Genomic DNA, 25,618 nt, shown 5'->3' with positions numbered 1-25,618 from the left:
TAAACTCTCTTTATTGTTGGGACTGAACATCAAAGGTAAGAAATGTTTCAATTGATCTAAAGTCGGCTTTCTTGTCATTCTTAAGTTCAAACTGAGACTCAACACCCAAAATATATGCACCAGGCTTATCCACTTCAAACTCATAGACGCCACCCTTAGCGCCTTCCAACTCTATTTCAATCTCATCCCCGTAATACTGGCCACCATTACTTTTTAACGCGACTTCACCATCCTCTAGAGGGGCGCCATTTAAATATATCTTGAATTTAACAGGCTCACCCAGCTCTATTTCATTTGGGTGAGTTAAAGGTACAATTGTAATACCTTTATCCTTAATTACGGGTTCAATTTTCGTGATAGCGTTAAAGCTTACGTATGACTCACTCGACATTACTTTCTCGATAGTTTTGACAAGCGTAGCTCCCGCCGGAAGCTTACCCTTCTCATCTTTAGCCATTCGTATTTTATGTTCTTTTCCGTTTTTATCTTCATAAAAGCTTAAAAATACTTGCGTATCCTTGGCCTTTAGAAAATAGGTTCCGTATTTATTAAAACCTACCTCAAAAACTTCTTTAGTTTCCCCAGAAAAATCCGGGTTATGGAGAGTAACTCCGCCACCTGGACCGAAAACCATCAAAGATTTAACATTATGATTTGACTCTGCAACAAAAGGCTCGGCTGACCGTGAAACGTCGAATGAAAATCGAGTCTGCTCATCACTGAACATTCTATAGGAGTCAGGCTTGATCCAAACATCATGAGCGTAGGAGCCCACCGAGCTCAAACCAAGAATAGCTCCAAAAACAAAATTGCAAACCTTTCTTTGTCTATTAAACATAAATTACTTTTCCTGTTTCTCTTGAACACAAAATTTATTTATTTCCAATTTCCCATAAGCACAAAAGGCATCACCTTTGCCTTCAGTCATATCGACACGCAATCGTTCATAGTCCCCATGCTCTCTCGCCACCTCGATAATGAAAGCCGAAATCGCCCCTTTATCCCAACCGATATCATTAATGCTGTAAGCACCGGCCCGTCGAGTTGCGGAGGTCACTGCGTCAACATCAGCTTTATTTCGTCTTGCAATATTTCGCCAAAACCCCTTGAGATCCCTAACCCACTTGTATTTATCTCTCCATACAAACAACGGACTGAACCGTTTCCCGGGATGCTCTACATAGACCGCGACATACGGCTTTTCAGCTTTTCCAGAGTGCTTCTTGAGCTCTAAATCCACATCAAACACATCAGTCGCGTAGGAACCTGAAGACAACAACAACCCAAGAATGGCCACTAAACTAGACTTAAACATCTTCAATACTCGTTTTTAGAACATGAATACGACACAATTAATTCGATATTTTGAGTACCATATGGCTACAGAAGCTCAATAGGGCAAGGGGAGGACCAGCCCCTCCAGGCTACAAAAAGTATGCCATTTAGGTCGAACGCCGAATTCCCCGATTACAGACATCTTGAAACTGCCCTCAAACTACAAAGCAGACATATACACTCTTTAAGAAGATTGTATGGTAGGTTTTGTGACCTATTCGTAACTCTCGACCATTAGGTTTAAATGTTTGATAGAAACTTCTTGCCCTCATGAAGCCTCCACCTACAGATAATGGAACACAGAAGACTAATCATGCGAAAACCATGAATGCACTCATCAAAAGCAAGGAAAGAGTCAAGATAACCATGCTTTGCTTCTTTCTTAGCATGGAAGTAAGGCTTATATACACACCAGTCAAACACATGAGCACAATGAAGAGACTGATCACATCCACAAAAATCAGCCACGATTGTGACGCCTGGCGCCCCTTATGAAGATCTGTAATAAAACCCACAACCCCGTAATTAGTCAGCTCCACCTCGACCCCTCTATCGGGCAAAAGGACAACCGCCACACTCATACCTGGAGTCTTGTGCTCGAAAATATCACCGGGACTGAGGCCTTCTAGGTCCCCCCTCGATACCCTGCCAGCACCCTGCCCCTTTAAAAAGGTAATAACAGGGTCATAACCTTCTTCCAAGGAAAACTGCCTAACAGCGCTCTCTGGCTCCTGCTCAAACACTTCAGGGTGATTGAGCATCACACCAGTTAGAGAAAACAAAATCAGTAGGAAAAAAGCGATAAGCGACGAATAGGTATGTATAGATCTCAGTAAACGGGGACTCATAGAAAAACCAACTGTAATTTTTATCGTCGGTCGATTATATCCGTGCGTTTGTGACTTATTCGCTCACGAGCAGACACTAGGAAAAGTCGCAGCCCCCCCAATAACTTCTTAGAACCCACCCGTTTCTTAGCCGCTAACCTGCAATAAAAGAACAGCCCCCATAAAAACATTGGTGCTGCGATAGACGCCCCCAAGTCAACAACGAGTCACAACAAAGGTAAAACCCCAAGCTTACAAGGCACATACCAAACCGAGGCCACTCACACATATGCAAATCCTTCAGACGTGGCACCTCTGCAAGGTGAACGAATAAGTCACAAACAAGACTGTAGAATATCGAAGTTAGAGATGTCCTGAATGACCATTCAAAATCGAGCTTTTTCACCCTAGGCAGACAATGAAAGCAAACTTACACTTATTAGCTTTGACAATCATACTATTCTTATCCGGTTGTTCGACTTTAAACTTGGGGGAAGAGCCTGAAATTAAGTTGACACAAGAACTACCTCAAACTGGAAATTTAACCCCTAAATTAGCATGGTGGCGTGAATTTAGTGATAGCACACTAGATTCATTAATTGAAAAGGCTCTCAAACAAAACCACAGCCTAGGCAGCACACTAGAATCAGTAGAGCAAAGCCGGCTTATACTTAAGCAACAGACCGCCTTAAAGGCACCCTTGGTAGATCTCAGTCTAAATACTGGAGTTGAGAAAGCATCCAGCTCTCAACGCTCTACCAGTAAAGACGTCACTCTTGACGTGAAATATGAAATAGATCTCTGGGGCAGGCTTTCCGCTCTTGAAGCAGAGTCATTATGGAACTATCAAGCCAGCATTGAAGAAGTAAAAATACAAGCCAATACCATTGCAAGTAATGTCACAACACATTGGTACCGCTGGATTGCGGCAAAAGAGGGCCTCAAACTTCTAGACAAGCAAATTAACGATACGGAAAAACGGCTGTCGTTAGCCGAGCTACGCTACTCAGTAGGACAGCAGAGATCGTCGGCCATCTTACAGGAAAAAGAGCTGTTAAAGTCGCTCAACCGCACTCGAATCTCTATCGAGACAGACAGGAATCTGGCTCGCACAAACCTAGCCCTCTGGATAAATGAGCTCCCGGAAAACCTGCCAATTCCAAAAGAAGAAGCACTCCCTCACCTAGTCTCTATAACACATTATAAGGTCGGCCCAGGACAGATTATTGACCGGCCCGATGTCGAAAAAAACCTTGCCCTATTGAACGCCAGCAAATCAGCTTTAAAAGCTACGGCGTTAAATCGATACCCTAACTTGAACCTGACAGCTAGCTCTGTATTTTCTGGTGATGCCTATCGATCGATCTTAACCCAGATTACTGGCAGCATATTACTTCCACTTACCGATGGCGGACATCGAAAGGCGGAAACAAACATATCGCACAGCAAAATGAACCAAGCTATACATAATTATCAAAACTCCGTACAAGCTGCTTCGGTAGAAATAATCAACTCAATTCGCTGGGACCTAGACCGACAGTCTACCGTCGTACAGATTGAAGAAGAACTAGGCATACTGAAACAGCTTGAGCGTATGCAAGTACAAGAATATCAAAGTGGCCTAATACGCTTTGAGGATGTCCTTGACACACAACGAAGGACATCTTCAATACAAAAAACTCTATTGGACACTCGGCTTAACTGGATCGAAAGAAGAATCAACTTCTTTCGATCCGTATCCTCAGGTCCTGACATCTACGAATTAATTTCAAGAGGCGACAAGCTTGAATAGCAAGGTTAAAACCTCAAAAAATTTGTAGACAGTTGATTCCTGACTTTTGGCATCATTTTAAAATCCAACCTGGAATAAATGCACAACATGAAAAATGGGACTGATTTACGTCAAAACTCTGTTTTGACATCGGCTTTGATGTTAGTAGCAGCCTCACTAGCGTCATACTATTTCTTAAGCACACCTGCAGATATATCTGAGGACGCGCCCCAAACAGAATCAGCTAAGAAGGTTGTCGCCCAAAAACTGGAGCCTCACAGACATTCGGTCGTAATAAAAACCGGTGGACTAATAATACCCTCTCAGCTATCGAAAATTTCAGCGAGAGTTTCTGGCGAGATAATGGACCTTTCTGAGTCTTCAACCCCTGGAACACTTGTCAGTAAAGGTGAAACACTCGCATTAATCGACCCCCAAGATTATGAGCTAGCAAAGGAGCAAGCCGAAGCCGACTTAGAGAAAGCCTTAGCGGAGTTAGAAATTGAAAAAGGGCTGGTAAAGCTCGCTCAAAGCGAGGTAGCAATTGCGTCTGAGTTGTCCAGTTTCGAGAGTAGCGATCTTGCCCTTAGAAAGCCCCAGTTAGCAATAGCTCAACAAAATGTCAAAAAGGCACGTGAATCTTTAAAAAAAGCTAATCTGGATTTGGACAGAACTCGAATCTCTGCCCCGCTTACCGCAATCATTAAATCCAGACAACAAGACCTTGGTAACTATGTAACCGAAGGGAGTCCCCTATTCGAACTGATTGACACTCGCGCTTATTGGCTGAAAGTCACTTTAGACTTAGATGAAATTGCATGGGTGACAGATAAAAGTAGAATTAGCATTGGCCACCCTTCATGGCCCCAAGGTACATATATCAATGGAAAGCTGCTTAGCAAACTAGGCCAATTACGCATTGAAGACAGGCAAGCTGAAATCTTAATCGAATTATCGCCTTCCCAGGCGAAAAAATCATCCGTCGCTTTGATGATCAACCAGTACGTTGATGTACACATAGAAAGCCCGATGAATGTTGATTCTATAAAGTTAAATCGCGACTGGTTGTACAACACCTTGTCCTTTTGGTCAATAACGCCGAAAAACAAACTGAAACTTATCAGAACAGACCCAATATATAGGGCCCGGGACTATATTCTTATTAATGCTGCGCAACTCGATAACGTTCAGGTATTAACATCAAAATTAGTTGGCGCTACGGAAGGCATGCTTGTCTCACCTATCTTTAAGGATAAGATCAAATCATTAGATGAAGGGGCAGCTCAATGAACCCTCAAACCTCTTCAGATAAGCCTAGCAGCGGACCAATTTCCTGGATGGCTCAACATCGAGTAGCCCCCAATTTATTGATGCTACTGTTCATTATTGGAGGTCTATTTACCAGTTACACCATACAAAAGGAATTTCTCCCGAGTGAGTCAGCTGCGATTGTTGATATCGCCATTGAATACCCTGGCGCGACACCGACCGAAATGGAACAAGGCGTCGCACTGCCTATTGAAAATGCATTGCAAGGCATGGAAGTTATTAAAAAAACCACGTCTACTATTCAACAAGGGAGTGTCAGCGTCTCAGTGGAGCTCAAAGACGGGGCTGATAGAAATACCGCTTTCCAAGAAGTAAAGCAGGCAATCGATAGAATCACCACCTTTCCAAATCAAATTGAGCGCCCAGAAGTCTCCCTATCTCATGAAGCTGTAGAGGTTTTGGAACTGGCAATTTTTGGTGACTTATCCCTATTTGACATGAAACGTTTGGGGGAAGGCGTACGACTGCTTCTCCTTGAGGATGACAGGCTCTCAAAAGTAGATATGAGAGGCTTGCCAGCTGAGGAAGTACATATTGATGTCCCTCCTCAGATGCTAAAGCGATATAATATTACACTTGATGAAATTGCGGCCCGGATTCGCACATACTCAATCGAACAATCATCAGGTACCGTAAAAACACGATCGGGAAATATCCTTGTAAGCGTCAATGACCGTCAGTTTTGGGCAAGTCAGTTTTCAACTATACCTATTCTATATTCCGATACAGGAGATACGATTCTACTTCGCGATATAGCAACCGTTTCTGAAGGGTTTGCAGACACAAATGAGTTAGTTACATTTAATGGCAAAAACGGTGTATTGCTGAATATATTTCGCACTGACTCACAGACCCCCACTGACGTCTATGATGCCTATGTAGATACACTCCCTAAGATTCGAGCGTTACTACCACCAAGCGTAGATGTTGCCTTAACCGACAATGACGCAAAAACCTATACGCAACGCTTAAGCCTTTTGCTTAAAAACGCTTTCATCGGACTCATCTTAGTGATGATAACCCTGGCCTTATTCTTGGAGCATAGGTTGGCTTTTTGGGTTGTGATGGGCATACCTACAACATTTCTTGGAGCCATCATATTTCTTCCATACTTTAACGTTACTATAAATGTCATTAGCCTTTTCGGGTTTATAATCGCCCTCGGAATCGTTGTAGATGATGCAATTATTGCGGGCGAAAACATTTATGCAAACCAACAAAAGGGGATGAGCTTTTCTCAGGCTGCGGTTATTGGTGCTAAGCAGATTAGCGTCCCCTTATCATTTGCGGTCATTACTAACATTATAGCGTTCTTACCATTAGTAGGAATGCCTGGCCAGCTGGGCCGAATGTTCGGCAGCGCTCCCATCGTAGTTTTGCTTTGCTTTTTAATTAGTTGGATTGAAGCACTCTTCATTCTCCCTGCGCATCTATCTCACACCTCATCAAGCAACAAAAAACCATCTTTTAACAGCTGGGAAAAGTTGCAGTCAAAAATTAGTAAGGCCTTGGATCGATTCATCGAGCAGCGTTACACGCCCTTTATTCGCGCCAGTATAGTTAACCCCTCTGTCGCAATAATGTTGTCACTAGGCGTCGCTGTTCTCACGTTGAGTTATGCCTTGAGTGGTCGAATGGGATTTTCAATCTATCCGGAAATCGAAGGGGAATGGGCTGTCGTTACCGCTGAACTTCCAAACGATGCCTCAATGAGCCAGATAAAGCAGGTTCGCGATCTACTAGAATCAGCCGCTTTAAGCGCAGTCGGACGCTCTGGCGGGGATAAGCTTTTAGCAAGTCGACAAGCCGAAATTGACGGGACCACTGTAGAAGTTGGCCTCTACTTAACACCGTCAGAAGTGAGGCCAATCAGCTCACATGAACTCGTTAGACGATGGAGTGAAGATCTGGGCGATATCGATATGGTACGCAGCCTAGAATTTGATGCAGAGCGAGGGGGCGGCCCAGGAAACGCTAGCACCATTGAACTTGAAATTCAACACAGCGATGGCCGACAGCTATCCCAAGCCATTCAGCTTGCAGAAAGCGAACTTCGGAAAATGAATGGCGTTACCGACATAAAAAGTAGCTTTTCGGATGGTATCCCACAGTGGGATATTCGAGTAAATAATCGAGGGAGATCCCTTGGGTTGACATCCGCAGATATTGCAAGTCAGGCAAGAAATGCTTTTTATGGAAGTAGAGCAATTCGCCAACAAAGACTCAGTAGCGAAGTCACAGTCTTGGTTCGCAATAACGCGAACAGCCGATCATCTCAATCAGACATTAGTAACCTGCTGGTGAAAACACCCTCTGGTGGATTCATGAAACTTAAGGAAATCGCGGATATTAGACAAACGCGATCACCAACCGAAATACTGAGGCGCGATAATTTAAGGGTCGAAACATTAACAGTCAAAGCCTCGCATAATAAGGACTTACCCCTGATTTTGGAGAATATAAAACTGGATCTATTTCCTATCATTCAAGCCAACTACCAGGGTATTTCAATTAAATTTAGCGGCAATCAAGAAGAGACCAGCGATGGATTGAACGCCCTTCTAGTTGGGACCAGCCTCGCGCTACTCGCCATTTTTGCAGCTTTAGCTATTCCACTTAGGAGCTATTCTCAACCCATTATTGTGATGAGCATCATCCCTTTTGCTGCTGTGGGTGCTTTATTAGGTCACCTCGCCTTAGGGCAGTCATTAAGCGTTATTAGTATTCAAGGGATATTGGCATTGTCAGGAGTCGTCATCAACAACAGCCTGATCATGACCGACTTTGCGAACAAAGAAAGAAATGAAGGCCGCTCAACTCATGATGCGATTATAGCTGCCGCTATAAAGCGCTTTCGCCCAATCATTCTAACAACTGTAACGACGTTCTTAGGGCTCGCGCCAATGGTCTTCGAAACCGATCGACAAGCTCAAATGGTTATACCTATGGCCGTTAGCTTGGGGTTTGGAATACTATTCACGACCTTTATTTGCCTAACTGTTTTGCCATCAATATATATTGTAGTAGATCAACTATTTAATCGTGATAGCAAATAGAATATGCTGGTGCTACGAAGCCAAAAATACTTTCCTCTTTTATTAGGAAATATTTCAGGGTTATCATACAAATAAAATCGATAGCATGCAGTGGCTTACAAAAACCACTTGAGGGAACAAACATGCTATCGATTAATAAAATTCTCTGCTCTTCCGTAGCCAAAAAATTCCTTGCCCATATAGAAGTAAATCCACACACCTCAGAAAACTGCTTCCATTTAGATGATGACCTTATTTTCATGCTCTCAAATCTAACATTAGGTCAACAAAGATTCCTTATAGAAAGAGCGCATAATTTCATAGATATATCTCTCAAAATCAATGTTCTTAAATCCAAAATTAACGAACTAAAAGATCACTCAACCACTCGAGAAATTGAGGACACATACCTCTTACATGGCGCACCTCTTTGTTTAATGAAAAGACTGTTTGGCATCCACGCTACCGAATTCTCCAGACGCCGAAAGCTTCTTAATCTTGCTGGAAGTGGAAGTGGGCGCCCTCGCCTGACGGATGAAAATACAGAGCACACAGTCTGGAAGCACTGGCAGTCATTTTCCAACCTTAGAGAGCGGGAGCGATTCATACGTACCGCAGAAAAAACGGGGCTCGACTTGCACGTTGTTTGGACATCATTAAAAGATCACATTGATTAAGAAAGCTTCGAAGCTTGGTCACGATCCAACAAACGGAACGACCCTCTTGTCGCCGGTAGGATGACGCCATCTTTATGGAGATCGCGCAACACCTGTCTGATTTTGTCCAATTTAAGACCATAGCCCAAAGATCGAATAGTTCTCAGGACAGGGGGGCACTTTCCAAGCTTAACATCCTGGTACAGGAGTTTCATCGCAGCGTCATAATCCCATTCTTTACTGTACCCACTCCTATCGGCATCGTTCAGAGACAAGGTTTGCTGCAAACTAATTAATCCAAATGCACTAACCTCTAGTAATACCGACAATACTACGATACCAAAAGCCTCAAGGACATACATATAGTCTCTATTCTCCTTCTTAAATTGTTTTCTGCTGTCCTCCTCCTCTTTCATGAGGCTCATCAACTCTTCACCTAGAGCTGATAGAGTATTGGCATCAGAATCCGCCTTATCCCACTGCTTATGAAAGTCGCTAGATAGACGCCGCTCTAACAATAGATTTCTAGCTTCGATTTTTTTCTTCAGTATTGATTCCTGAATCTTTGAATTGTTAAACCGAGCAGACATTTTCCAGGTAACATCCTCAGCATTCAAGAGTATCATCACTAGGAAATAACTAGATGCTACCCAGGAGAATAAAGCAAGCCCTATAGCAAGCCTTGCGTAAACGTAAGTGTGTTTTCGATGCAACCAAAACAAGTATTTACTGGCATCAATACTCACCCCCAAAAGGATAGAAACAATGATAACAATCCCCTTCGCGAGAGAGATGTTTTCGACATTCTCAACAGTTCCTAGCGCTGACACCTGAAACGCAAACATTATGGTTAGAAACATACTGACACTACAAGACAGCGTAGAAACAAGTCGTATTAAATAAGTCATAGTAAAAATCCCCGCCGTTAAAGCGGGGAGTCCTTAAATGAGGCCATGTTCAGCGAACGAAAAAAGTTCGTTTGGACTTGCAATCATATGATCCAAGACCTTTATATCCACTAACGAAAGAGCATCTACTATTCTTGTAGTAAGAACCCGATCAGCACAGCTAGGGTCTAGCCGCTGTGAAGGGTGGTTATGCGCCAAGATCACCGCCGCTGCGTTAAACTTTAGTGCTTCTTTCATTACTACTCTCGGATACACTGAACAAGAATCAACCGTACCGAAAAACAACTCCTTGTATTCGATCAACTGGTGTTGAGAAGACAAAAATAGCACCGCAAATACTTCATTTTGCTGAGTACCGAGTTGTAGCTTTAAAAAATCTCGAACGGCATGGGGACTAGTAAAGCAATCACCTTGAAGTCGAGTGCGCTGATAAACAATTCGCTTAGCCTCTTCGATAAGTCGATTTTCCTGATCTATTTTCAGGCTCTGTTGGCTGGGATATTGAATAGAATCAACCATATTATTCATGGCGTTCTCCTTTGCGAAGGGAACACCGCTCCTATGGGAACACTGTTCCCATAGGGTAAAAGCAACCAGGCCGCGTGGCGGTCTGGCTGTGTTGGGGTGGATCAGGCGTTAGCGGCCTGGCTTACATCGGACTCTTCACCAAATAAACGAGTGTCTTCATAGATCAACTCGCCATCGACTTTGAGCGACATAACCCGGGTTAAAAACCCACCAATGGAAGTACCGATCTCCCCAGCTCTATCACCTTGTTTGTACACAAAGCCCTTCGCACGAGGATTGGTCATATGAAAACGCAACAAAACTTTCTGGTTTTCGTCTTCAATGGCCGGTCGGTTTTCCATCAAAACACCCAAGGCCGTTTCGGATGAAATCACGAGATCGTGATACTCGTAGTGCACATCGTCTACTGACCCCTGCAGTACCGAAATCTGTGCCGCGTAGCGGGTGGCTTTACCTTCTTCGCCAAATTCACGAATACCATTGATATAGCCAATGCCGTTGCTGTACTGATTAAAGTACCGGTTCTGCTCTGTTGAGGATTGAGCCGGTTGCTGGGTACCACTTGGGGTGTTGTTGTCGTTGTTACTCATAGCAGTTCTCCTGGTTCAATGAGTGTGTCGTTAAAAAAGGGACCGCTACCCCAAAAGGAGGGCGCGACGCTCCCCTGTTGGGTGAGTAAAACTGATCGATCTCACTTCAGCTGAAATGAGGGCATCCTGCTTGGCAGCGATCTTGATGCCAGTGTGTTTGAGACAGCAAACACCACTGTTGTAAAACCGGTTGTTAGAGCGCTATTTTTTAGCCTTTGCTGCCATCTTTGCCTTTCCGCCCATGGGTATCCGGGCATTTTTCGCAGCTCCTGCCCCAGCGGTCAGAGCCATCCCTACCCCACTGAGCTGCCCTGCGGCTCTTGCACCAGCAAGCCCGGCATACACCGACAGAATCAAGGGTAGTACGATGTACAGGCTACCGGTGAGGAAATTCAAAATGACTCGCTTGAGCGTCAAATCGAAATGGTACATGGTGGTCATATGACCCGGTTCCGGGTACAGCGCCTGGATCAAGTTCTGATCCACCCACCACGCAAAAAACCACAGCACCGTCCAAAATTTCACAGTAAACAGGGCCAAGGCACCACCGAATAAGCTGGATAAGCGATAACGTGAGAGAAGAATAAATAGGGGCAATAAAGCGTAGAGCCCCATGAGAACCAAGGCTTGCATCATTGGCGCGCCTTCCAAAAACACACGCAAATACGTGGCAAAGGAAATACTAGTCGTCGCCAAACCATAGGCAGCTAATCCTTGTTGGCCAATAGTCTGTACCACCTTGGAGACCTCGTCTTCGATTTCGACAACGCTGCCATCAACCAGGTTACCGTAGGCAAAATCATAACCTCGACTCGTCCATCTCGGAGGGGAGTTCAGCAGAAGGATTTGAAGCACGGCATCCCGACGTACCTCAGAGTCCCAGCCGGGCTCTGCGGCGGCTGCCTTGAGGGCGATATCGCCGGCTTCGGCTAACAAGCTCTGTTCAATATTCAACCACCACTGTGAACAATAGGGCTTCCCGTAGGTAGGTGCGTTATCCGCAGACCACTCGATATCCCTTCCTGCTACCCAGGGGTAACCCTTTCTGGGTGTTTTCGACCTGAGCTGGTTGTAATAGCCAGGCAGCTGACGATACAAGCGCGAACCTAACCAATCAGGATCAGTGATGCCAAAGCGAGTGAGTACTTGTTGCGCTTGCGAGGAGTTTGGGCGGTTTTCAATGTATCTCGATCGGGCCGCAACAAAACAATCACGATAAAAATCATTCAGCTCATGCCTCAGTTCTGGAGATTTAATCTGCGATTCTCTCAGGTCATGGAGGTAGGTACGATAGTTCAAGCTAGGCGGCACCGCTTCCATAACCGCTCGATTGAGGCCAGAGCTTAGGCTCATCACTAACATCCAAAATGCGGGTACTTGAACCGTATTAGGCGCTCCCTGAAAAGAAATGCCTCCGCCAAAAGTAGAGCGGGAGTTCGCGACGGTCGCTACAGGTTGCGCCGCCGTTCCGATAATGGCCTGCGGCGTGAACGAGAGGTCAACGGCTCTTAAAGGCATGGAAGGAACAGCCGCCAACACGACGACTAGGAATGCCAAAAAGAACTCGACCTCCAGTTGGCGTAGGCTGTTTGCACTGCCCTCTTCGACATCGTCATTGGCATATTGTCGTGTAACCGTATCCAATAAAATGCCCAGAAACGGCAGAAAGACTAAGCCCGTAGCACTGAGAACAGACCATAACTGGTTGTAGAACAACCAACCGAACAAAGTGGTATACAACTCAAGCGTGCTATCAACGGCCATAGAGCTGCTCCATGATAATGCCTATAGGGTTCGCGATAACAACCGCTTCGTAAGCGATGACCAGCACAACCATTTTTAAGCGTATGTTTTTGCGGAACCGGAGCCCTTTGGCTTTTTGATGGCCGTAATTTTTAGAATTTTTGGAAGTATCGTATTTAATGGTCTTTGCTATCGTCAGAAACCATGGACTCAATAAGACCAGAAAAACGTAAATGGTATAGCGAATAATTATGGACAACCTGGACCAGGGGCTTACAGATACAGCGAGTGAATTCAATAAAAACCACTGACTCAGTGCAACACCAACGAAGCACAGAACGGCTATCGAAACTAACGTAAATAACCAGAGGCTTACTTGTCTTTTTAGCGCCGCTATCATCGCTCAACCGCTCCATGTCGAAGAGGCTTCTGGTCTTCTCTATTGGCATTGCTTGGGCGGCTGATGGAAGACAGGCGCTTGGCGCGGTCCTGCTTTAGTACCTGGATGATCGTTTGGTTCACGAGTTTTTCGCGCACCTCCTTTTCAAAGAGCACATTACGGATTTCGCCATCCAATTCGGAAAGCGCATGATCCACTTCTCGCTGGGCCAGTTTATTGGCTGCCACATTTCCTTCTTTGCGACCACTCAGTAGCAAGCGCCGAACAACCATGGCCTGTTCCAACACACGAGCTTCGGCGACATCCTGTGCAAGCTTTTGGGTGACAATGGATTGCTCTTCCCTTGAAAGGCTGCGAACTGCTTCAATCACTTGCAGTGTGAAAGTGATGCCAGGGGCGCTCACGTGTTCTAGAGCCTGCCTATTCGGTACTGAAGTACCACTTATGAGATCAGAGATGTTATTGGCCAACTCGTCGGCTAGGCTTTCAACCTTGGGCAGTAGACCCTTTCCAGGGCGAGCAGCTTTAGAGCAACTATCGCATAGCCCAACTTCCACCTCACCCAGCACACCTTCTATCCACGTCCGGAGTTCTTCCGGATTTGAGAAGTGTGGTTTTAGCGCTGAATTGTTAGGAAGACTGCTATTGTCGGTGGGTGACCGTTTGGAAAGAGTGTTTAAACCGGCGATCGACACATCACCAATGACTCGGATAGGAGGCTGCCCCTGACCTCCTCGCTTCTCCCCACCTATCCAACGGATACCATTTTCCGGGGCACGTTCAGCCGCCTCTACCGCGTCATGGATATTTTCACCGCCCGCGCCTAAGGTATGTTTCCAAGAATCCCCCCAACTGATGGTGATCCACTCATCAAAAGGGTTCGTATTATTAGATATTTCATACTGTACGCGCTCGCAACTTTTTGTGGCGATTTTTAAAGATTCGTTTGCCCTTAGCAGTGCATTTTGAAACAAGTCATAAAGACCTGGGTTGGCTTTTTGAAGGATGTATCCCGGTAAGTTTGCAATGGCGGCAGTCGCAGCGCTTTCTACAGCATTGATGGCATCATCAACACCGTTTTTTAAGTTGTCCAATGAGTGCTTGATGGCAACAGTAGGATCAAAGCCACTGCAACTTAACATATTAGCTTGCGCACTGAAGGAAAGATCAATGGTGGTAATTTCCAACCCAGGAGGAAGCGTCACATTCCGACCACCTCCTATTTCATAGTAGAATAAGCTATCTTCCGTAGGGGCTTGCTGTGCATGACTCATGATAGAGAATACGAGAGCTGGAACGATCAGCATTTTGATGTTCTTACTCATAAGCACACCTGCAGAGGAACCGTAAACAGGTATAGACCTTGGCTTTCGCAACATTCGTAGGGACGCCAAAGCGTAAAGGCGTATTTATTGTCCTCCGAGTTTCGGCCAGCGGACCATGACTGGCTAAAAACATCATTTTCTCCGAATGCATAACACTGTCGATCCATACGAGGAGACAGCATCTGCCATACACCGGTGCGCTCATTGTTTTCTTTCAGCTCACCAGGTAACCAGCTTTTGTAATATCCATTGCCGTTAAGCTGTTGGTACACATGGGGTTGCCTTGCTTGAGTAACGATATTACCCGCTCGCTGTGCAATGACGGCGGCCGCTTTTGCATCGTCCTTTTGTTTGATAAACCCCGTTCTAGGCCAAACGGGGCCCCACTGTTGATGAATGCCGTCACCGACAACTCTTCGACCTGGAATCAGGTTATGTATATACAGGTATTCGGGGAGGCCAAGTCGCCAGGTCAAGGTATCGAAGGATGAAGAAAAATACGGAACTAGGCTGTCTGCTTCTGAAGGACAGTAATATCCGTTGCCCACAAAGCTAGAAATGCTCGACAATGGGTGTCCAACAACGGTCGCCTCTTTGAAACGCAAGCTATTGTCGGCAGCCGAACTCCCGCCTTCTGTTTGTTGACCGCCACCGGCGAATGAATCGTGAAACGTTTGGGTTAAGCTCTGCGCCAAACTCACTTCTATAGCGCCGTATAGAGACTGGGCTTCGAGCCAAGGGTTGCCGCCTCCCTCATCGTAAACACTGACAACAACATCGGGGTTGTAGTGACTCACCTTGATACTCGTTTCGATGGAGCATCCTGCCAATGTACAGCGAAGCCACACACAAATACCGGTAATGCAGTAGTTTAGACAGGAAGGATCCAGTGTCATACCGGATACGATATCCAGCGTAGTAAACTGAGCCCTATCCAAGACAATACTTTGTGATGGGGCCGATGAGAGCAGAAGGCAAAAAGCTAATAATGCTTTTCGAAATTTCATTGTGATGCCTCCGTTTGTTTCTCTACCCATTTCAAGTAGATCGCGTAGGCTTTATTTACATCCTCTACCCCGTAAATGACGTAACGATCGTTGATGACTACGGCCGGATAACGATTAATATTTTTCGATATCGAATACAGTAAAGGTTGATAGGCCGATTTTATTTCGTCCTGAATTTCTTCCCGTTTCGATTGCCAGATTTCTAAAAAATGTTTCTTCGCGGACTCTGCTTCTTTTGGAAGGTTTGCACTATATTGTTGTGCCCAGCGCTCTGCTGCCCCCAATACATGTATAGACAGGATAAATCTGTCACTTTCAGCGTGTTGAAGGTTTTGGTTAGCAACGTCGCCAGTAAGGAGTGTTAGCTGATCCTGCGCTATTGAGCTACAGCTAAACATCGCAAGCCCAATAGTTGTGACGAAATGATGTAAATAGAGCTTAACCATACTGCCTCCAGCGACGAATTAGGGCTTATGGCTTTATAGTCTCAATGCAACGATCAAAAAACAGGCAATATCATTCACTCAGATGAGAAATTAAAATGATTCATTGATCCAAAGGGTGAGTTTTATAACCTAGAGCTACTTACCTAGGTCCATTGCTATGCTAAAGTAGAGAATTGATCTAGCGACTAAAGGGACGAAGACGCATTATGGATACCCCCCAAGGAATTTTAGTACTACTCATTCTCGTATTTGGTGTTCCTGGACTGGCCCTCTTCTTGTATGGCAGGCTCAGGGAGGCGCAAAAAGAACTGGAAGCCTCCAAAACCAGAGTAGATAATCTCGAATCTAATCTACTCATTGCCCAAAAATCCTTACAAGATCTGAAAGAAGAAACTGACCCTCTTCGACAATACAAAGGCATCCTTGATCTGGACAAAGCAATCGCCAATAAACGCCGGGAAGCAGAAGACCTTATAAGATCAAAGCTCGATGAAGCCAAAGTTAAGTGCAATGAACTTGTTGAACAAGGGAATCAGTCCTTAACCGAAGCCAAAACTGAATCACAAAAAATTAGACAACAGGCAAGGCAGTTTAAGGAAAACTCAGAAACCAAAGCCAGCGAAATCATGGACTTGGCAAAATCGCAATCAGCAGAGCTCATGACGGATGCAAGAAAGAAAGCAGAGGAAATAGCAGGCGAAGCGCTGTTCGCAAAGGAAAATGCAGATCGTTTTGAGGATAAAGCCAAGGCCATGAAAAACACCATCAATGGCTATGGCGATGAATACTTAATTCCCAATCACAGCACGATTGATGAGCTCGCCGAGGACTTCGACCACAAACAGGCCGGACAAGAATTAAAGGCAGCTCGCAACAAGACTAAAGACATGATCAAACACAATACCGCTGCAGATTGTGATTATTCAGAGAAAGTTAGAAGACGTACCGCCATCAAATTTGTCCTCGACGCCTTCAATGGTAAGGTTGATTCAATCCTATCCAAAGTAAAACATGACAACTATGGAAAGTTGGAGCAAGAGATAAAAGACTCGTACACGGTCGTAAACATGCATGGAGAGGCGTTCAGAAACGCCCGAATCACAGAGCTCTACCTAACCGCCAGAATACGGGAACTTAAGTGGTCGGTAGCCGTGAACGAGCTAAAAATTCAAGAACGCGAAGAGCAAAAGGCCATTCGTGAACAAATGCGTGAGGAAGAACGCGCTCGTAAGGAAATCGAGAAGGCCATTCGAGAAGCTGAAAAAGAAGAAAAAATGCTTCAAAAAGCGATGGAAAAGGCAAGAAAAGAGCTAGCTGCAGCCGGTGACGCAGAGAGGGAGAAGTTTGAAAGACAACTCGAAGAGCTCACTTCTAAGCTGAGTGAAGCTGAAGCTAAAAATCAAAGAGCCCTTTCTATGGCGCAGCAAACGCGTCGAGGCCACGTTTACGTCATTTCGAACGAAGGATCGTTTGGCGAAAATGTGTACAAAATTGGGATGACCAGGCGCTTAGAACCTATGGATCGAGTGAAAGAGCTAGGCGATGCGAGTGTGCCCTTTCCTTTCGATGTCCATGCCATCATCAACAGCGAAGACGCCCCAACTCTCGAAAATGAACTTCACAATTTCTTTAGTCACGCTCGATTGAACAAAGTAAATCTTCGTAAGGAGTTTTTCAGCACAACAATCGCCGAGATAAGACAGGCCGTTGAGGATTACGACCTTGAAGTTCACTGGACCATGTCTGCTGAAGCTGCCGAGTACAGGGAGTCTAGAGCGATTTCCAAACAAAATGAGAGTTCTGCCAACCCAGTATTAGAATTGGCTTGAACTTATCTTAAATAATAGTTTTATCTAAACACACAAAGCTGGCAACTCGTTGAGATGTGCAACCCAATATGCAAGCACCAGGCGAAAAACTTATTTTTCCAGCGTAAATTTCCCAAATGGAGCACCAATTGAACCAACTCGAAGAATTCGCTCGAGAGTACTTTATACAATTCTATAGCTATACAATACATGCCAAGAAGATTGCCGTACAACTGGCTCTATCGATAGCTTCAGGCGTGGCATTTTTTATCTTCGTAGTGTTGTATTTCACAGCTTCAGATTCCTCTATCTGCTCCATACCCCTGAAAGATATATATTTTTACCTTATACCTATATTTGAAGTTCTGTTCATCATATCGACAGCCTTGATGCAAAACACTAGAGACAAAGCCATTCTTTCCAGAGTAAGTAAGGATCAAAAACCAAACGAAAAAGCTATCATTCAGGCTAAGAAAAAATGGATATCTAAAAGAACTGGAATACCACCACACAAAATGTTAGAAGCGGCTAAACGCTTTGAAGTATGTAGACAGCTGTCACAGAAAAACGAAGACAAGCTAAATCACTACTTCAAAAACTTCTCTTTAAGAATATATAACAGCGACGCTAAGCCACGAATCCTAGCACTTAGCATTTCCTTAATATCAGTGGCTACTCTTCTTTTACTTCGAAATGATGTGCACCATCAAGTTATACTCGGGCTACTGGACAAGCAAAGCTTCGCTAATTTTTGCCTTTGGGTAACAGTAATAGCACTTGGGGTATTTTCAGTCACCGAGGCCACCTTAATCTTAACACGCTTAGCTATGGATAGACGATGGTCATTTCCAGGAATCACTAAATTCATGAAAAAAACGCCCAAACGAATAATTGACATATTCATTTACGACTTGGTTCAATTCCATACAGAAGAAATTCATCCCACATCCAACCTAAATTTCAAATCTAGACAAAAGATGGTAAATAGCCTCAAGTTCTGAACAATTAAATTTCCGCATAAGCTGGAAGCGAGTCTTCTTTTCATGTTTTTCCGTCATAGCCAAATACAGGGAGATTTGTGGAGGTATATTACGAAACAAACACTGGAGGTTGTCGGAGATCACGACACCTTCGGTATAATTTCCGGGGTGCTTTCGGGTGGCTTGAAGTAAGCTTTGTTGCTCTGGGTTTAAGTCTTTGAATCGGCTTATTTGCTCGATCTCTTGTTTAGGGCAAACCATAGCAATCCACCACTCAAACATATTGAGCAACTTCTTTGATTCATCCGGAAAATCTTCAAGGTTTTGAGTGGCTAACCAGAGCCAAGCTCCTAGCTTTCTCCACATTTTGACGATCTTAACGAGGTAGATAGACAGTAAAGGATTGGTGGTAATCAGGTGGGCTTCGTCGGCGAGTACGAAGGTCGGTCGGTCACTGTATTGCTCTCGGTCAACAACGCTGTTAATTTGGTTCATCAACCCCATAAAACCCAGGGCAAGCTGATCTTCGTATCCTTCGTTCGCCAATAGATCCATATCCAGAATAGTGATATCGGCCTCAGGCCAAGCTTCCCCAACCCGGTTAAAGAAGTGACCTGCAGTACCCGAACAATACAAAGCCATTGCATCGGCCATCGCTTTAATGCGCTCCCTACGGTTTGCCGTTAGCCCTTCATCATCTGAAAGAAGCCGCAAGGCACCTTCAACATCGCTGGAAATAACCTGACTTTCAGCTGTCTGCTTGGCTCTAGGCTCGCTTGTTTGGTTCAATTTCAGTTCTGCCGCTTTTAAAATCGCCTGTCGGATCACCAGTCGATCAGCCCGTGTCAGTAAGGCCTCCTCCTCAGGGGCTCCACCGGTGATCATGATGCGAGCTTTCAGCTCCATTTCACCCAGTAGATCCCTACCCTCTAGATCGCTATCTGTTGCATCATGCTCACTATCTTTTGAATCTTGAGTGCTTTGTTCTTTGGATTCCTTTTTAAAGGCAGCAATGGCATCAGCAAAGGGAGGTAAGCTGATATCTTCACTGGGGCTAAGTCGTATATGATTCACGTTCAATCCGAAGTGCTCACAATAGTCACCAAAGAGTTTGAAGGAACCGCCCTTATCAACGATATAAATACGGGCACCGTATATGGCAACAACTTGCATCAAGATGTACACCATCAAAGCGGATTTACCTGAACCTGGTGGCCCTAGCACCAAACCGAAAGCATTCTTGCTACGATCCAGCTTATTGAGAGGGTCAAAGCATACCGGCTCTCCTCCTCGGTTATAAAACACGAAACCAGGATTCTTAGTGCCTCGGCTTCGTCCATAAAATGGAAGTAAGCAGGCGATGTCACTCGAAAACATCAGACGGCTTCGTCGGGCGATCTTGTCTCTCGCCGGTTCATAGTTCATCGGCAACTGTCGTATATAGTTATCAATGGACAATAACTCATCTTTTACTCGAACCGGGTGAAGTCCATTTGCAAGTAGCAGAGCGTTGGCATCACTGACGTATTGGTCCAGCTGACTTTTATTGTCTCCCCTGAGAAACAAGGTAGTGGATACCGGGAACAGATAGTCGCCTTTGGACATATGAGTCAGGGCTTCTTCTGCATCGTGTTGGGCAGCAATTGCTTCTGAGGTTTCGCCCTTGGATGCATTCCTGACCTGCACCACATGATTTTCGATACGATCCTGAGGCTGAATCGTGATAGTGAAACTCAAGATTGAATTGGGCGGTAAGCGATCAAATACCGCATAGAGATTATCACCAATCAGCCGTTCGCCGGTGATATGGCCCGGCACAGGTTTTCTTTTTAGCGAATCAACGGTGATGGCTCGGTGTGGCTTTTGGCCAAACCACCAATTACCATGGTTATCAGACTCAGCCTGACTTAAAAACAGCTGCTCTGACAGGTCAAACCCAAAAGGCTTTTCTTCATGGGTCTCTGCAATGGGCGGAGGGCTGGACTCAGAATTGCGATCAGAATCGGAATAATCTGGGTTAAACCAATGGAACATCCATTGATAGAGATCTTGGTCATCGCAACGCCGCACAGATAAGCCACTAGCGGCCATTTGAGTCGACCACTGTTCAACAACCTGATTCAGCTCCTCAGGCGGAGTTTGTTTTTGATCGTCATTAAGTGGTCTTCTTCGGTAAAGGAACACTCGTATCTTTCGATCGCGCCCCTGCCAGTGACCACCTGAGACCGCGCTGTCTTCAATGGGGTTTTCACACAGCTTCCGAAAGTGTGCCTGCATCCGTTCATGAAAATCTTCCTTCAGTTTGTCGTGACTTCCCGTCCGACCCTGTTGCTCAGGATAAGCTTTTAGCGCCTCAGCCAATTCCCCAAGATGAGGCTCATCTGATACAAAGCACTGTAAGACAAAGGGGTTGTCGAGTGACGGAATGGCATGATTCAAACAGGTTTGAATATTCTCTCTAACCTCCTCGAGAAAGGCTTCTGTTCTCGCTTCGGTTGATAAAGCGCTAACTTCAAACATGGCACCAGCACTGAAACCATCCTCTAACGTAAAGGTACGAGAGTCACTTTCGTAATCAATCCAGGGGAGCCAGTCCACAATAGACGCCGATTGCTGATACAGGCGTTGGGTGTCTTTGTTGGTGATAGGTTGCGTTTTTGAATGCTTACTCATGCTTGCCCTCTTTCATATCACCCGGTAAAGCGACTCGGTCATAGGTATATTGTTTAAAAAATGTCGTGTAGCCGGGGATGGGCAATCCCGATGGCGACAGGTGTTTATAGACATACATCCGAATCACAGGATTGGGTAACCACACAAATTCTTGGTCGGCGCTAGGGGTTTGGTCTGATTGTCGCTGAATCAACGTGGGAAGCTCGTTTCCGGATCCGCCAAACTTTTGATCGTGTATGGTTTTCATCGAAGGCAGATTTTCACCAAAGATCTTTTGCTTTGAGGACGTACAGGCAACAAGCCCCGTACTAATCCAAATCGCGATGGCCAGCAGTGTTATTCGCATAACGAACCCTCCGGTTGAGACTATTTTGATCAAGAGATAAAGACTGATCCAAGTGAATGGCCACGGTAGCGCCAGGATCAACCACCACAGCATCGAAACTTTGTTTTTGCCTGGCCAGCAACCATTGGCTCACCTCGTCCGTTGCCGACTGGACCGCTTGGCCACCTGCTAATTGGTGAATATTGCCCGTTACTGTGCTTGTGGTACCGCCAGATAATGACGAAGTTTGTCGTGTCTGCTGGGCTTCGGCATACGCAGAGCCTGCAGCCCCGAGCGCCGCCAAGCCGATACGCTGACTTAAAAACGCTGGTGCGTTACTGACAAATTTCCCGGCAAGGCATGGAATGCCACTCGGGTCTGAAATATATCCAAGTGGCTGATCATCAGAGCTGTGATTCACGATAGAGCCATCGCTAAATATATAGGTCGCCGACATAAGTCGGGCGCTGACACACTGAAGGTTCCAATCGCCGAAACCCAAACCGCTAAAAATCATTCCTTCCACTTCAGGTAGGTCATGACCATTGGCCAATAGGTTTTCTTTGCCGACGTAGATTTTTACCGGATATGGATCCGGTGTTTGCCCACCGACAGGAATACGGCCAATCAAAGCGGTTAATGCCAGGCCGTCCGTTAAGGTGCTGTCCTTGGGGATTGTGAATGCCGGCTGGTGAATCTCAGCAACTTGGATGCTTACTGGACTGGGTCGATCTCTTCGCTGACGTTTTCTCTCCGGCAGTAGGCGGTTGGTTTTTGGAGGGATTGCCGGTGGTGCCACCGAAGCTGATTCATACCAACGCCCACGAGTCTCGTTCGGCATCACAAAGCCCTCTTGGTCAAACCCAAAGCCTTTAGGCAGTCCTTGTTGAATTTGAGCTCGTGCCCTCTTGTTTGATTTTTCCAAAGCGTCCAACTGACGCTTTAGGGCTTTAACACTCACCGCTAGTGATTTAATTTCCTTGCGGGTACTTTGGATATCTTGCCCCACATTACTTCGCTGCTGTTCCAATCGCTGTACAGCCTCACGAGTATCGGCCATTTGACGGAGCTGTTCTTGGGTCGACTTATTCAGTGACTCGGATTGATGAACCGCTTCTTTCGCATAAGCTTGCAGCGCTTTAATGGTGTTTGACTGGGTATCGCCATCTTGCGCTTTGTTTTCATCAAAGGTCGGCACAGCCTCCATGGGCTGATGTTTTGACTCTCGCTCAGAGCAGGTCAGTAGTCCCATTACAGCCACACCGCCTACGGCAAGAAGAATCAGTATTGGGTGAATGCGTTTAGCGGCCATGATGCTCTCCTGTTGACTCAAGAACTGATGGCGCAACACTGTCCAGAAAGCTTTGCTTAGAAACCAGGTAGATGGCGCTTATCGATGCATCACTGCCCTTGGGGTCAAGATCTTGATGTTGGGCACTGACGGTTACCCACTTCCCAGGAATGAGCGAGCGGAGATCTACGTTACTTTGACGGCCCCGGTTGGCCCCTTCAAATTCAAGCGCGATTATCTGGTCGCTCAAGTTTTCAAGTACGACGGCCGTCACATAGAGCCCTCCGCTCTTCCAGGAGGCTACCGACGTTACATTCAAGTTGTCAGGTAAGTGTTTGTCGCAAAGTTGGAGATCGTTAGGCAACTCAACTCGACGAATACTTCGATCAGAGGGTTGCAATCGAGTTGGAGCATAGAGACTTTGTGCGGCGAATTGTGTCAGTCGAACTCGCCAATCAATTTTATTGGACGGCGCTTGGCTTTTCGGTATTTCATTGAGCTCTTCCCGCTCATCCTTGATCATGATCTGAATCGGATCTTGATCTGTGATCAAATCCGACGCGCGAATATCCAATAGAAACAACTGCTGGCTATCCAACTGCTGCACCCGAATTCGAGTGGCATCAAGCGGCTTAAGGGCTTTGAGATACAACGTGTTACCCGCCGCCAGTGGGCGCACTGAAGCACTCAATGAGTCAGGCAACCAAAAACGAATTTCACCCGGAAAATGCAGTATCCTCTCTTCACCTACCGTAATGTGTACAGGTATCGGCTTCTGCTCCCAGATCACTCGGTCAGGGGCTTTTGCATGAGCAACATCTAACGAGCAGAAGAGTAGAAAGAACAATAAGGCCAGTGCGTAACTCTCTTTAAACATTATTGACCTCCAGGGCGACGGAAGGGAGATTTCAGATCATCTTCATCCAGCAAACGCGGTTTCATACTGCGGTCGCAAGCCAGCGCTAAACCCCAGGGGTTTACTTCCTTATCCACATCAAAGCGAACGATCTTAAGCGGGTATTGAAGCAATACGTCTTTTACCGGGTGACCGTTGATGGATTCCACCACTTTAAGGTCAAGCCAGGTTTTCCATGAGGATTCGCTTTCCTGGATTACTCGACTGCGGCTGTAACTACGTCCCAAGATTTCCTGTACAGCACGAGAGCGGGAACGAAGTTCACCTAAGTTCTGCTTCTGGTTCATGTCCTCTTCCAAGGTCGCTCGGCAGCCTGGCGTTAAAAATCCTTGTAAGGTGTATATCTGCCTGGGGTAGTCTTCTTCCCCATTGGATTTCCAGCGGTGAAGCTGCTGAAAAATGTAATAGGCAAAGGTGTACACCGTCGCTGAAGGCACTGTTTTGAAGTCGGTTTCCAAACCTTGGGTTAAATCCGGTGGAATGTACAAACGCTGATGGGACTGCAAATGACCGTTGCGAAACCATAAAGCAACAACTGCGACTATCAGTATCGTGCACACCACTCTCAGTGTTTTAATGTGGTCAATGGCTTCCAGAAATCGATTACGCTTCTGCTGATCTCGCATAAAGCCCAATAAGTCACTCATCGGCGCATCCCCCCTGTTGACCAGATCTGGGCCTTGCGCAGAAATCGTGGCTTTATCAGCCCCATATCTTCCATTTTTAGTCGCAGCCACAGCTGGTAATACCCGATAGGGCGATCCCGCTTTAGTCGCTGCAAGATGGAAGCTCCGACCACAACCCAGCCGATCACCAGTAATAAGCCAAGACCTACGCCCATGGTTATTAACCCCAACAAACCGCAAATGATCACACTGATAGGAACCAAGGTTAGCCCGCCAATAACAACCAAAGCCGTCAACTCGGACAAGGAGCACCCTCGAAAAATCGAGGGCTCACCGTTCAACCTATGGGGCAATAAGGTATTTTTCTGTGGTCGCGACATAATCAAATGATGCCTACCGCTTCGTTGAGGAAGAAAGACACCACCGCCAGAAGCACACCGGCAATCACGGCCGTCAATCCAACTGAGCCCCAATCGGGATCATTGGAACTGCGGGCTTCGTTGAACTTGGACAATAGTATCCAGCCCACCCACAAAAAACCTGCGCCAGAAATCGCCAGCGCGATGTATTCAATGGCATCCCCAGTCCAGCCCTGCATAAAGACTAGGTAGTTTCCGTTCGGAGAGCCGTTTGAGGGGTCAACGGGCGTGGGTAAATCAGCGTTCGCCTGCATGGCAAGAAACGAAAACAACAAAAAAGTCCAGCGGTGTTTTAGGTGGTTCCGCCACAAGTAAAACCAAGCAAAAAGTCTGCGCATGATATGCCCTGTAAATTAATTGGGTTATTTCAACAAGAACCCCATGACCAACGTAATGACAATTGAGCGGACTACACGCGACATAAAATCGAATAAGTCGATCTTATTTTTCTCAAAGGCTTTCCATTGACCGTAAGCCAGCCAGGCAACCCAGAGGTACAACACAGAAAACAAAACGATCAGAATAAACTGGCGAAAATCGCCCGTACTCAATCCCAAGGTTGCATCCGTAAAAGCTTGTTGTTGTGCGGCGGTCATGATGTCACTCAATCATCAACAATGAGGGTTCATCATGTTCGGATTAAATGTTCCTATCGATTAAGAAGGATCCAACCCGGAAGG

The 25,618-nt window shown here is 45.8% G+C and carries 25 protein-coding genes; 6 read left to right on the top strand and 19 right to left on the bottom strand.

Translation table 11 applies throughout. From position 1 onward, the window contains the following. Positions 1 to 10: 10 nt before the first annotated feature. From Q1A08_RS10250 to Q1A08_RS10240, 3 genes are all read right to left on the bottom strand, one after another. The gene (locus tag Q1A08_RS10250) at positions 11 to 838 is read right to left on the bottom strand and encodes a DUF4198 domain-containing protein (RefSeq protein WP_299772478.1); all 828 of its coding nucleotides are present in this window, start codon (positions 836 to 838) and stop codon (positions 11 to 13) included. A gap of 3 nt (positions 839 to 841) precedes the next feature. Continuing rightward, complete coding sequence (locus Q1A08_RS10245; RefSeq protein WP_299772477.1) at positions 842 to 1,315, bottom strand: DUF2271 domain-containing protein; 474 nt, start codon at positions 1,313 to 1,315, stop codon at positions 842 to 844. A 331-nt stretch (positions 1,316 to 1,646) separates the two neighbouring features. Beyond that, positions 1,647 to 2,183: a PepSY-associated TM helix domain-containing protein gene (locus tag Q1A08_RS10240; RefSeq protein WP_299772476.1), complete on the bottom strand. Its 537-nt coding sequence runs from the start codon at positions 2,181 to 2,183 to the stop codon at positions 1,647 to 1,649. Between the two features lie 490 nt (positions 2,184 to 2,673). Here Q1A08_RS10240 and Q1A08_RS10235 point away from each other — a divergent pair, with 490 nt between their 5' ends. The 4 genes from Q1A08_RS10235 to Q1A08_RS10220 all read left to right on the top strand — a co-directional run bounded on the left by Q1A08_RS10235 (position 2,674) and on the right by Q1A08_RS10220 (position 8,974). Next, complete coding sequence (locus Q1A08_RS10235; RefSeq protein WP_299772475.1) at positions 2,674 to 3,954, top strand: TolC family protein; 1,281 nt, start codon at positions 2,674 to 2,676, stop codon at positions 3,952 to 3,954. An 87-nt stretch (positions 3,955 to 4,041) separates the two neighbouring features. Then, entirely contained in the window at positions 4,042 to 5,223 is a 1,182-nt protein-coding gene (locus Q1A08_RS10230) for an HlyD family efflux transporter periplasmic adaptor subunit (RefSeq protein ID WP_299772474.1), read from the top strand. Then, a complete protein-coding gene (locus Q1A08_RS10225) occupies positions 5,220 to 8,318 on the top strand; it encodes an efflux RND transporter permease subunit (protein WP_299772472.1) in 3,099 nt (1,032 codons plus the stop codon). The genes Q1A08_RS10230 and Q1A08_RS10225 overlap by 4 nt, the downstream gene beginning before the upstream one ends. 122 nt (positions 8,319 to 8,440) lie before the next feature. Continuing rightward, positions 8,441 to 8,974, top strand: a complete 534-nt coding sequence (locus Q1A08_RS10220) for an STY4526/YPO1902 family pathogenicity island replication protein (RefSeq protein WP_299772470.1) — start codon at positions 8,441 to 8,443, stop codon at positions 8,972 to 8,974. Here the strand turns inward: Q1A08_RS10220 and Q1A08_RS10215 are convergent. The 8 genes from Q1A08_RS10215 to Q1A08_RS10180 all read right to left on the bottom strand — a co-directional run bounded on the left by Q1A08_RS10215 (position 8,971) and on the right by Q1A08_RS10180 (position 15,900). Further along, positions 8,971 to 9,543, bottom strand: coding sequence for a hypothetical protein (locus tag Q1A08_RS10215; protein WP_299772469.1), 573 nt, complete (start codon positions 9,541 to 9,543; stop codon positions 8,971 to 8,973). The two genes, Q1A08_RS10220 and Q1A08_RS10215, sit on opposite strands and share 4 nt — an antisense overlap. A 351-nt stretch (positions 9,544 to 9,894) precedes the next feature. Continuing rightward, positions 9,895 to 10,389, bottom strand: coding sequence for a DNA repair protein RadC (gene radC / locus Q1A08_RS10210; RefSeq protein WP_299772467.1), 495 nt, complete (start codon positions 10,387 to 10,389; stop codon positions 9,895 to 9,897). A 101-nt stretch (positions 10,390 to 10,490) separates the two neighbouring features. After that, on the bottom strand, positions 10,491 to 10,979 hold the full coding sequence (locus Q1A08_RS10205; RefSeq protein WP_299772465.1) for a DUF3577 domain-containing protein: 489 nt from the start codon (positions 10,977 to 10,979) through the stop codon (positions 10,491 to 10,493). A 201-nt stretch (positions 10,980 to 11,180) separates the two neighbouring features. Continuing rightward, positions 11,181 to 12,743: a conjugal transfer protein TraG N-terminal domain-containing protein gene (locus Q1A08_RS10200; protein ID WP_299772463.1), complete on the bottom strand. Its 1,563-nt coding sequence runs from the start codon at positions 12,741 to 12,743 to the stop codon at positions 11,181 to 11,183. Beyond that, a complete protein-coding gene (locus Q1A08_RS10195; protein ID WP_299772461.1) occupies positions 12,733 to 13,122 on the bottom strand; it encodes a hypothetical protein in 390 nt (129 codons plus the stop codon). The genes Q1A08_RS10200 and Q1A08_RS10195 overlap by 11 nt, the downstream gene beginning before the upstream one ends. Continuing rightward, complete coding sequence (locus Q1A08_RS10190; RefSeq protein ID WP_299772460.1) at positions 13,119 to 14,447, bottom strand: integrating conjugative element protein; 1,329 nt, start codon at positions 14,445 to 14,447, stop codon at positions 13,119 to 13,121. Before Q1A08_RS10190 ends, Q1A08_RS10195 begins: the two co-directional genes overlap by 4 nt. Continuing rightward, positions 14,444 to 15,454, bottom strand: coding sequence for a TIGR03756 family integrating conjugative element protein (locus Q1A08_RS10185; protein ID WP_299772458.1), 1,011 nt, complete (start codon positions 15,452 to 15,454; stop codon positions 14,444 to 14,446). Before Q1A08_RS10185 ends, Q1A08_RS10190 begins: the two co-directional genes overlap by 4 nt. Continuing rightward, entirely contained in the window at positions 15,451 to 15,900 is a 450-nt protein-coding gene (locus Q1A08_RS10180; protein ID WP_299772456.1) for a TIGR03757 family integrating conjugative element protein, read from the bottom strand. The genes Q1A08_RS10185 and Q1A08_RS10180 overlap by 4 nt, the downstream gene beginning before the upstream one ends. Positions 15,901 to 16,106: 206 nt before the next feature. On the opposite strand from Q1A08_RS10180, the gene Q1A08_RS10175 reads away from it, so the two are divergent. Both Q1A08_RS10175 and Q1A08_RS10170 read left to right on the top strand, forming a co-directional pair. Next, positions 16,107 to 17,729 carry a DUF4041 domain-containing protein gene (locus tag Q1A08_RS10175; protein WP_299772454.1) on the top strand — a complete coding sequence of 541 codons (1,623 nt, stop codon included), beginning with the start codon at positions 16,107 to 16,109 and terminating at the stop codon, positions 17,727 to 17,729. Between the two features lie 128 nt (positions 17,730 to 17,857). Beyond that, a complete protein-coding gene (locus Q1A08_RS10170) occupies positions 17,858 to 18,709 on the top strand; it encodes a hypothetical protein (protein ID WP_299772452.1) in 852 nt (283 codons plus the stop codon). Here Q1A08_RS10170 and Q1A08_RS10165 read toward each other — a convergent pair. Genes Q1A08_RS10165 through Q1A08_RS10130 form a run of 8 tightly spaced genes read right to left on the bottom strand, consistent with a single transcriptional unit; the run spans position 18,662 to position 25,534 of the window. Next, entirely contained in the window at positions 18,662 to 21,361 is a 2,700-nt protein-coding gene (locus tag Q1A08_RS10165) for a conjugative transfer ATPase (RefSeq protein WP_299772450.1), read from the bottom strand. The two genes, Q1A08_RS10170 and Q1A08_RS10165, sit on opposite strands and share 48 nt — an antisense overlap. After that, complete coding sequence (locus Q1A08_RS10160) at positions 21,354 to 21,707, bottom strand: hypothetical protein (protein WP_299772449.1); 354 nt, start codon at positions 21,705 to 21,707, stop codon at positions 21,354 to 21,356. Before Q1A08_RS10160 ends, Q1A08_RS10165 begins: the two co-directional genes overlap by 8 nt. Next, positions 21,670 to 22,998 (bottom strand): TIGR03752 family integrating conjugative element protein, encoded by a 1,329-nt coding sequence (locus tag Q1A08_RS10155; protein ID WP_299772447.1) that lies wholly within the window; start codon positions 22,996 to 22,998, stop codon positions 21,670 to 21,672. The genes Q1A08_RS10160 and Q1A08_RS10155 overlap by 38 nt, the downstream gene beginning before the upstream one ends. Continuing rightward, positions 22,988 to 23,854 carry a TIGR03749 family integrating conjugative element protein gene (locus tag Q1A08_RS10150; protein WP_299772445.1) on the bottom strand — a complete coding sequence of 289 codons (867 nt, stop codon included), beginning with the start codon at positions 23,852 to 23,854 and terminating at the stop codon, positions 22,988 to 22,990. Before Q1A08_RS10150 ends, Q1A08_RS10155 begins: the two co-directional genes overlap by 11 nt. Next, positions 23,854 to 24,540, bottom strand: a complete 687-nt coding sequence (locus tag Q1A08_RS10145) for a PFL_4703 family integrating conjugative element protein (RefSeq protein WP_299772443.1) — start codon at positions 24,538 to 24,540, stop codon at positions 23,854 to 23,856. Before Q1A08_RS10145 ends, Q1A08_RS10150 begins: the two co-directional genes overlap by 1 nt. Further along, complete coding sequence (locus Q1A08_RS10140) at positions 24,537 to 24,899, bottom strand: TIGR03750 family conjugal transfer protein (RefSeq protein WP_299772441.1); 363 nt, start codon at positions 24,897 to 24,899, stop codon at positions 24,537 to 24,539. Before Q1A08_RS10140 ends, Q1A08_RS10145 begins: the two co-directional genes overlap by 4 nt. A 2-nt stretch (positions 24,900 to 24,901) precedes the next feature. Beyond that, positions 24,902 to 25,276, bottom strand: coding sequence for a TIGR03745 family integrating conjugative element membrane protein (locus Q1A08_RS10135; protein ID WP_299772439.1), 375 nt, complete (start codon positions 25,274 to 25,276; stop codon positions 24,902 to 24,904). A gap of 24 nt (positions 25,277 to 25,300) precedes the next feature. Continuing rightward, on the bottom strand, positions 25,301 to 25,534 hold the full coding sequence (locus Q1A08_RS10130; RefSeq protein WP_299772437.1) for a TIGR03758 family integrating conjugative element protein: 234 nt from the start codon (positions 25,532 to 25,534) through the stop codon (positions 25,301 to 25,303). Positions 25,535 to 25,618 lie beyond the last annotated feature (84 nt).

This window comes from uncultured Pseudoteredinibacter sp. (assembly GCF_947500695.1).
Classification (GTDB): Bacteria; Pseudomonadota; Gammaproteobacteria; order Pseudomonadales; family Cellvibrionaceae; genus Pseudoteredinibacter.
The sequence above is the reverse complement of the archived record's forward strand: the minus strand, read 5'-3'. Positions and strand labels throughout refer to the sequence as shown.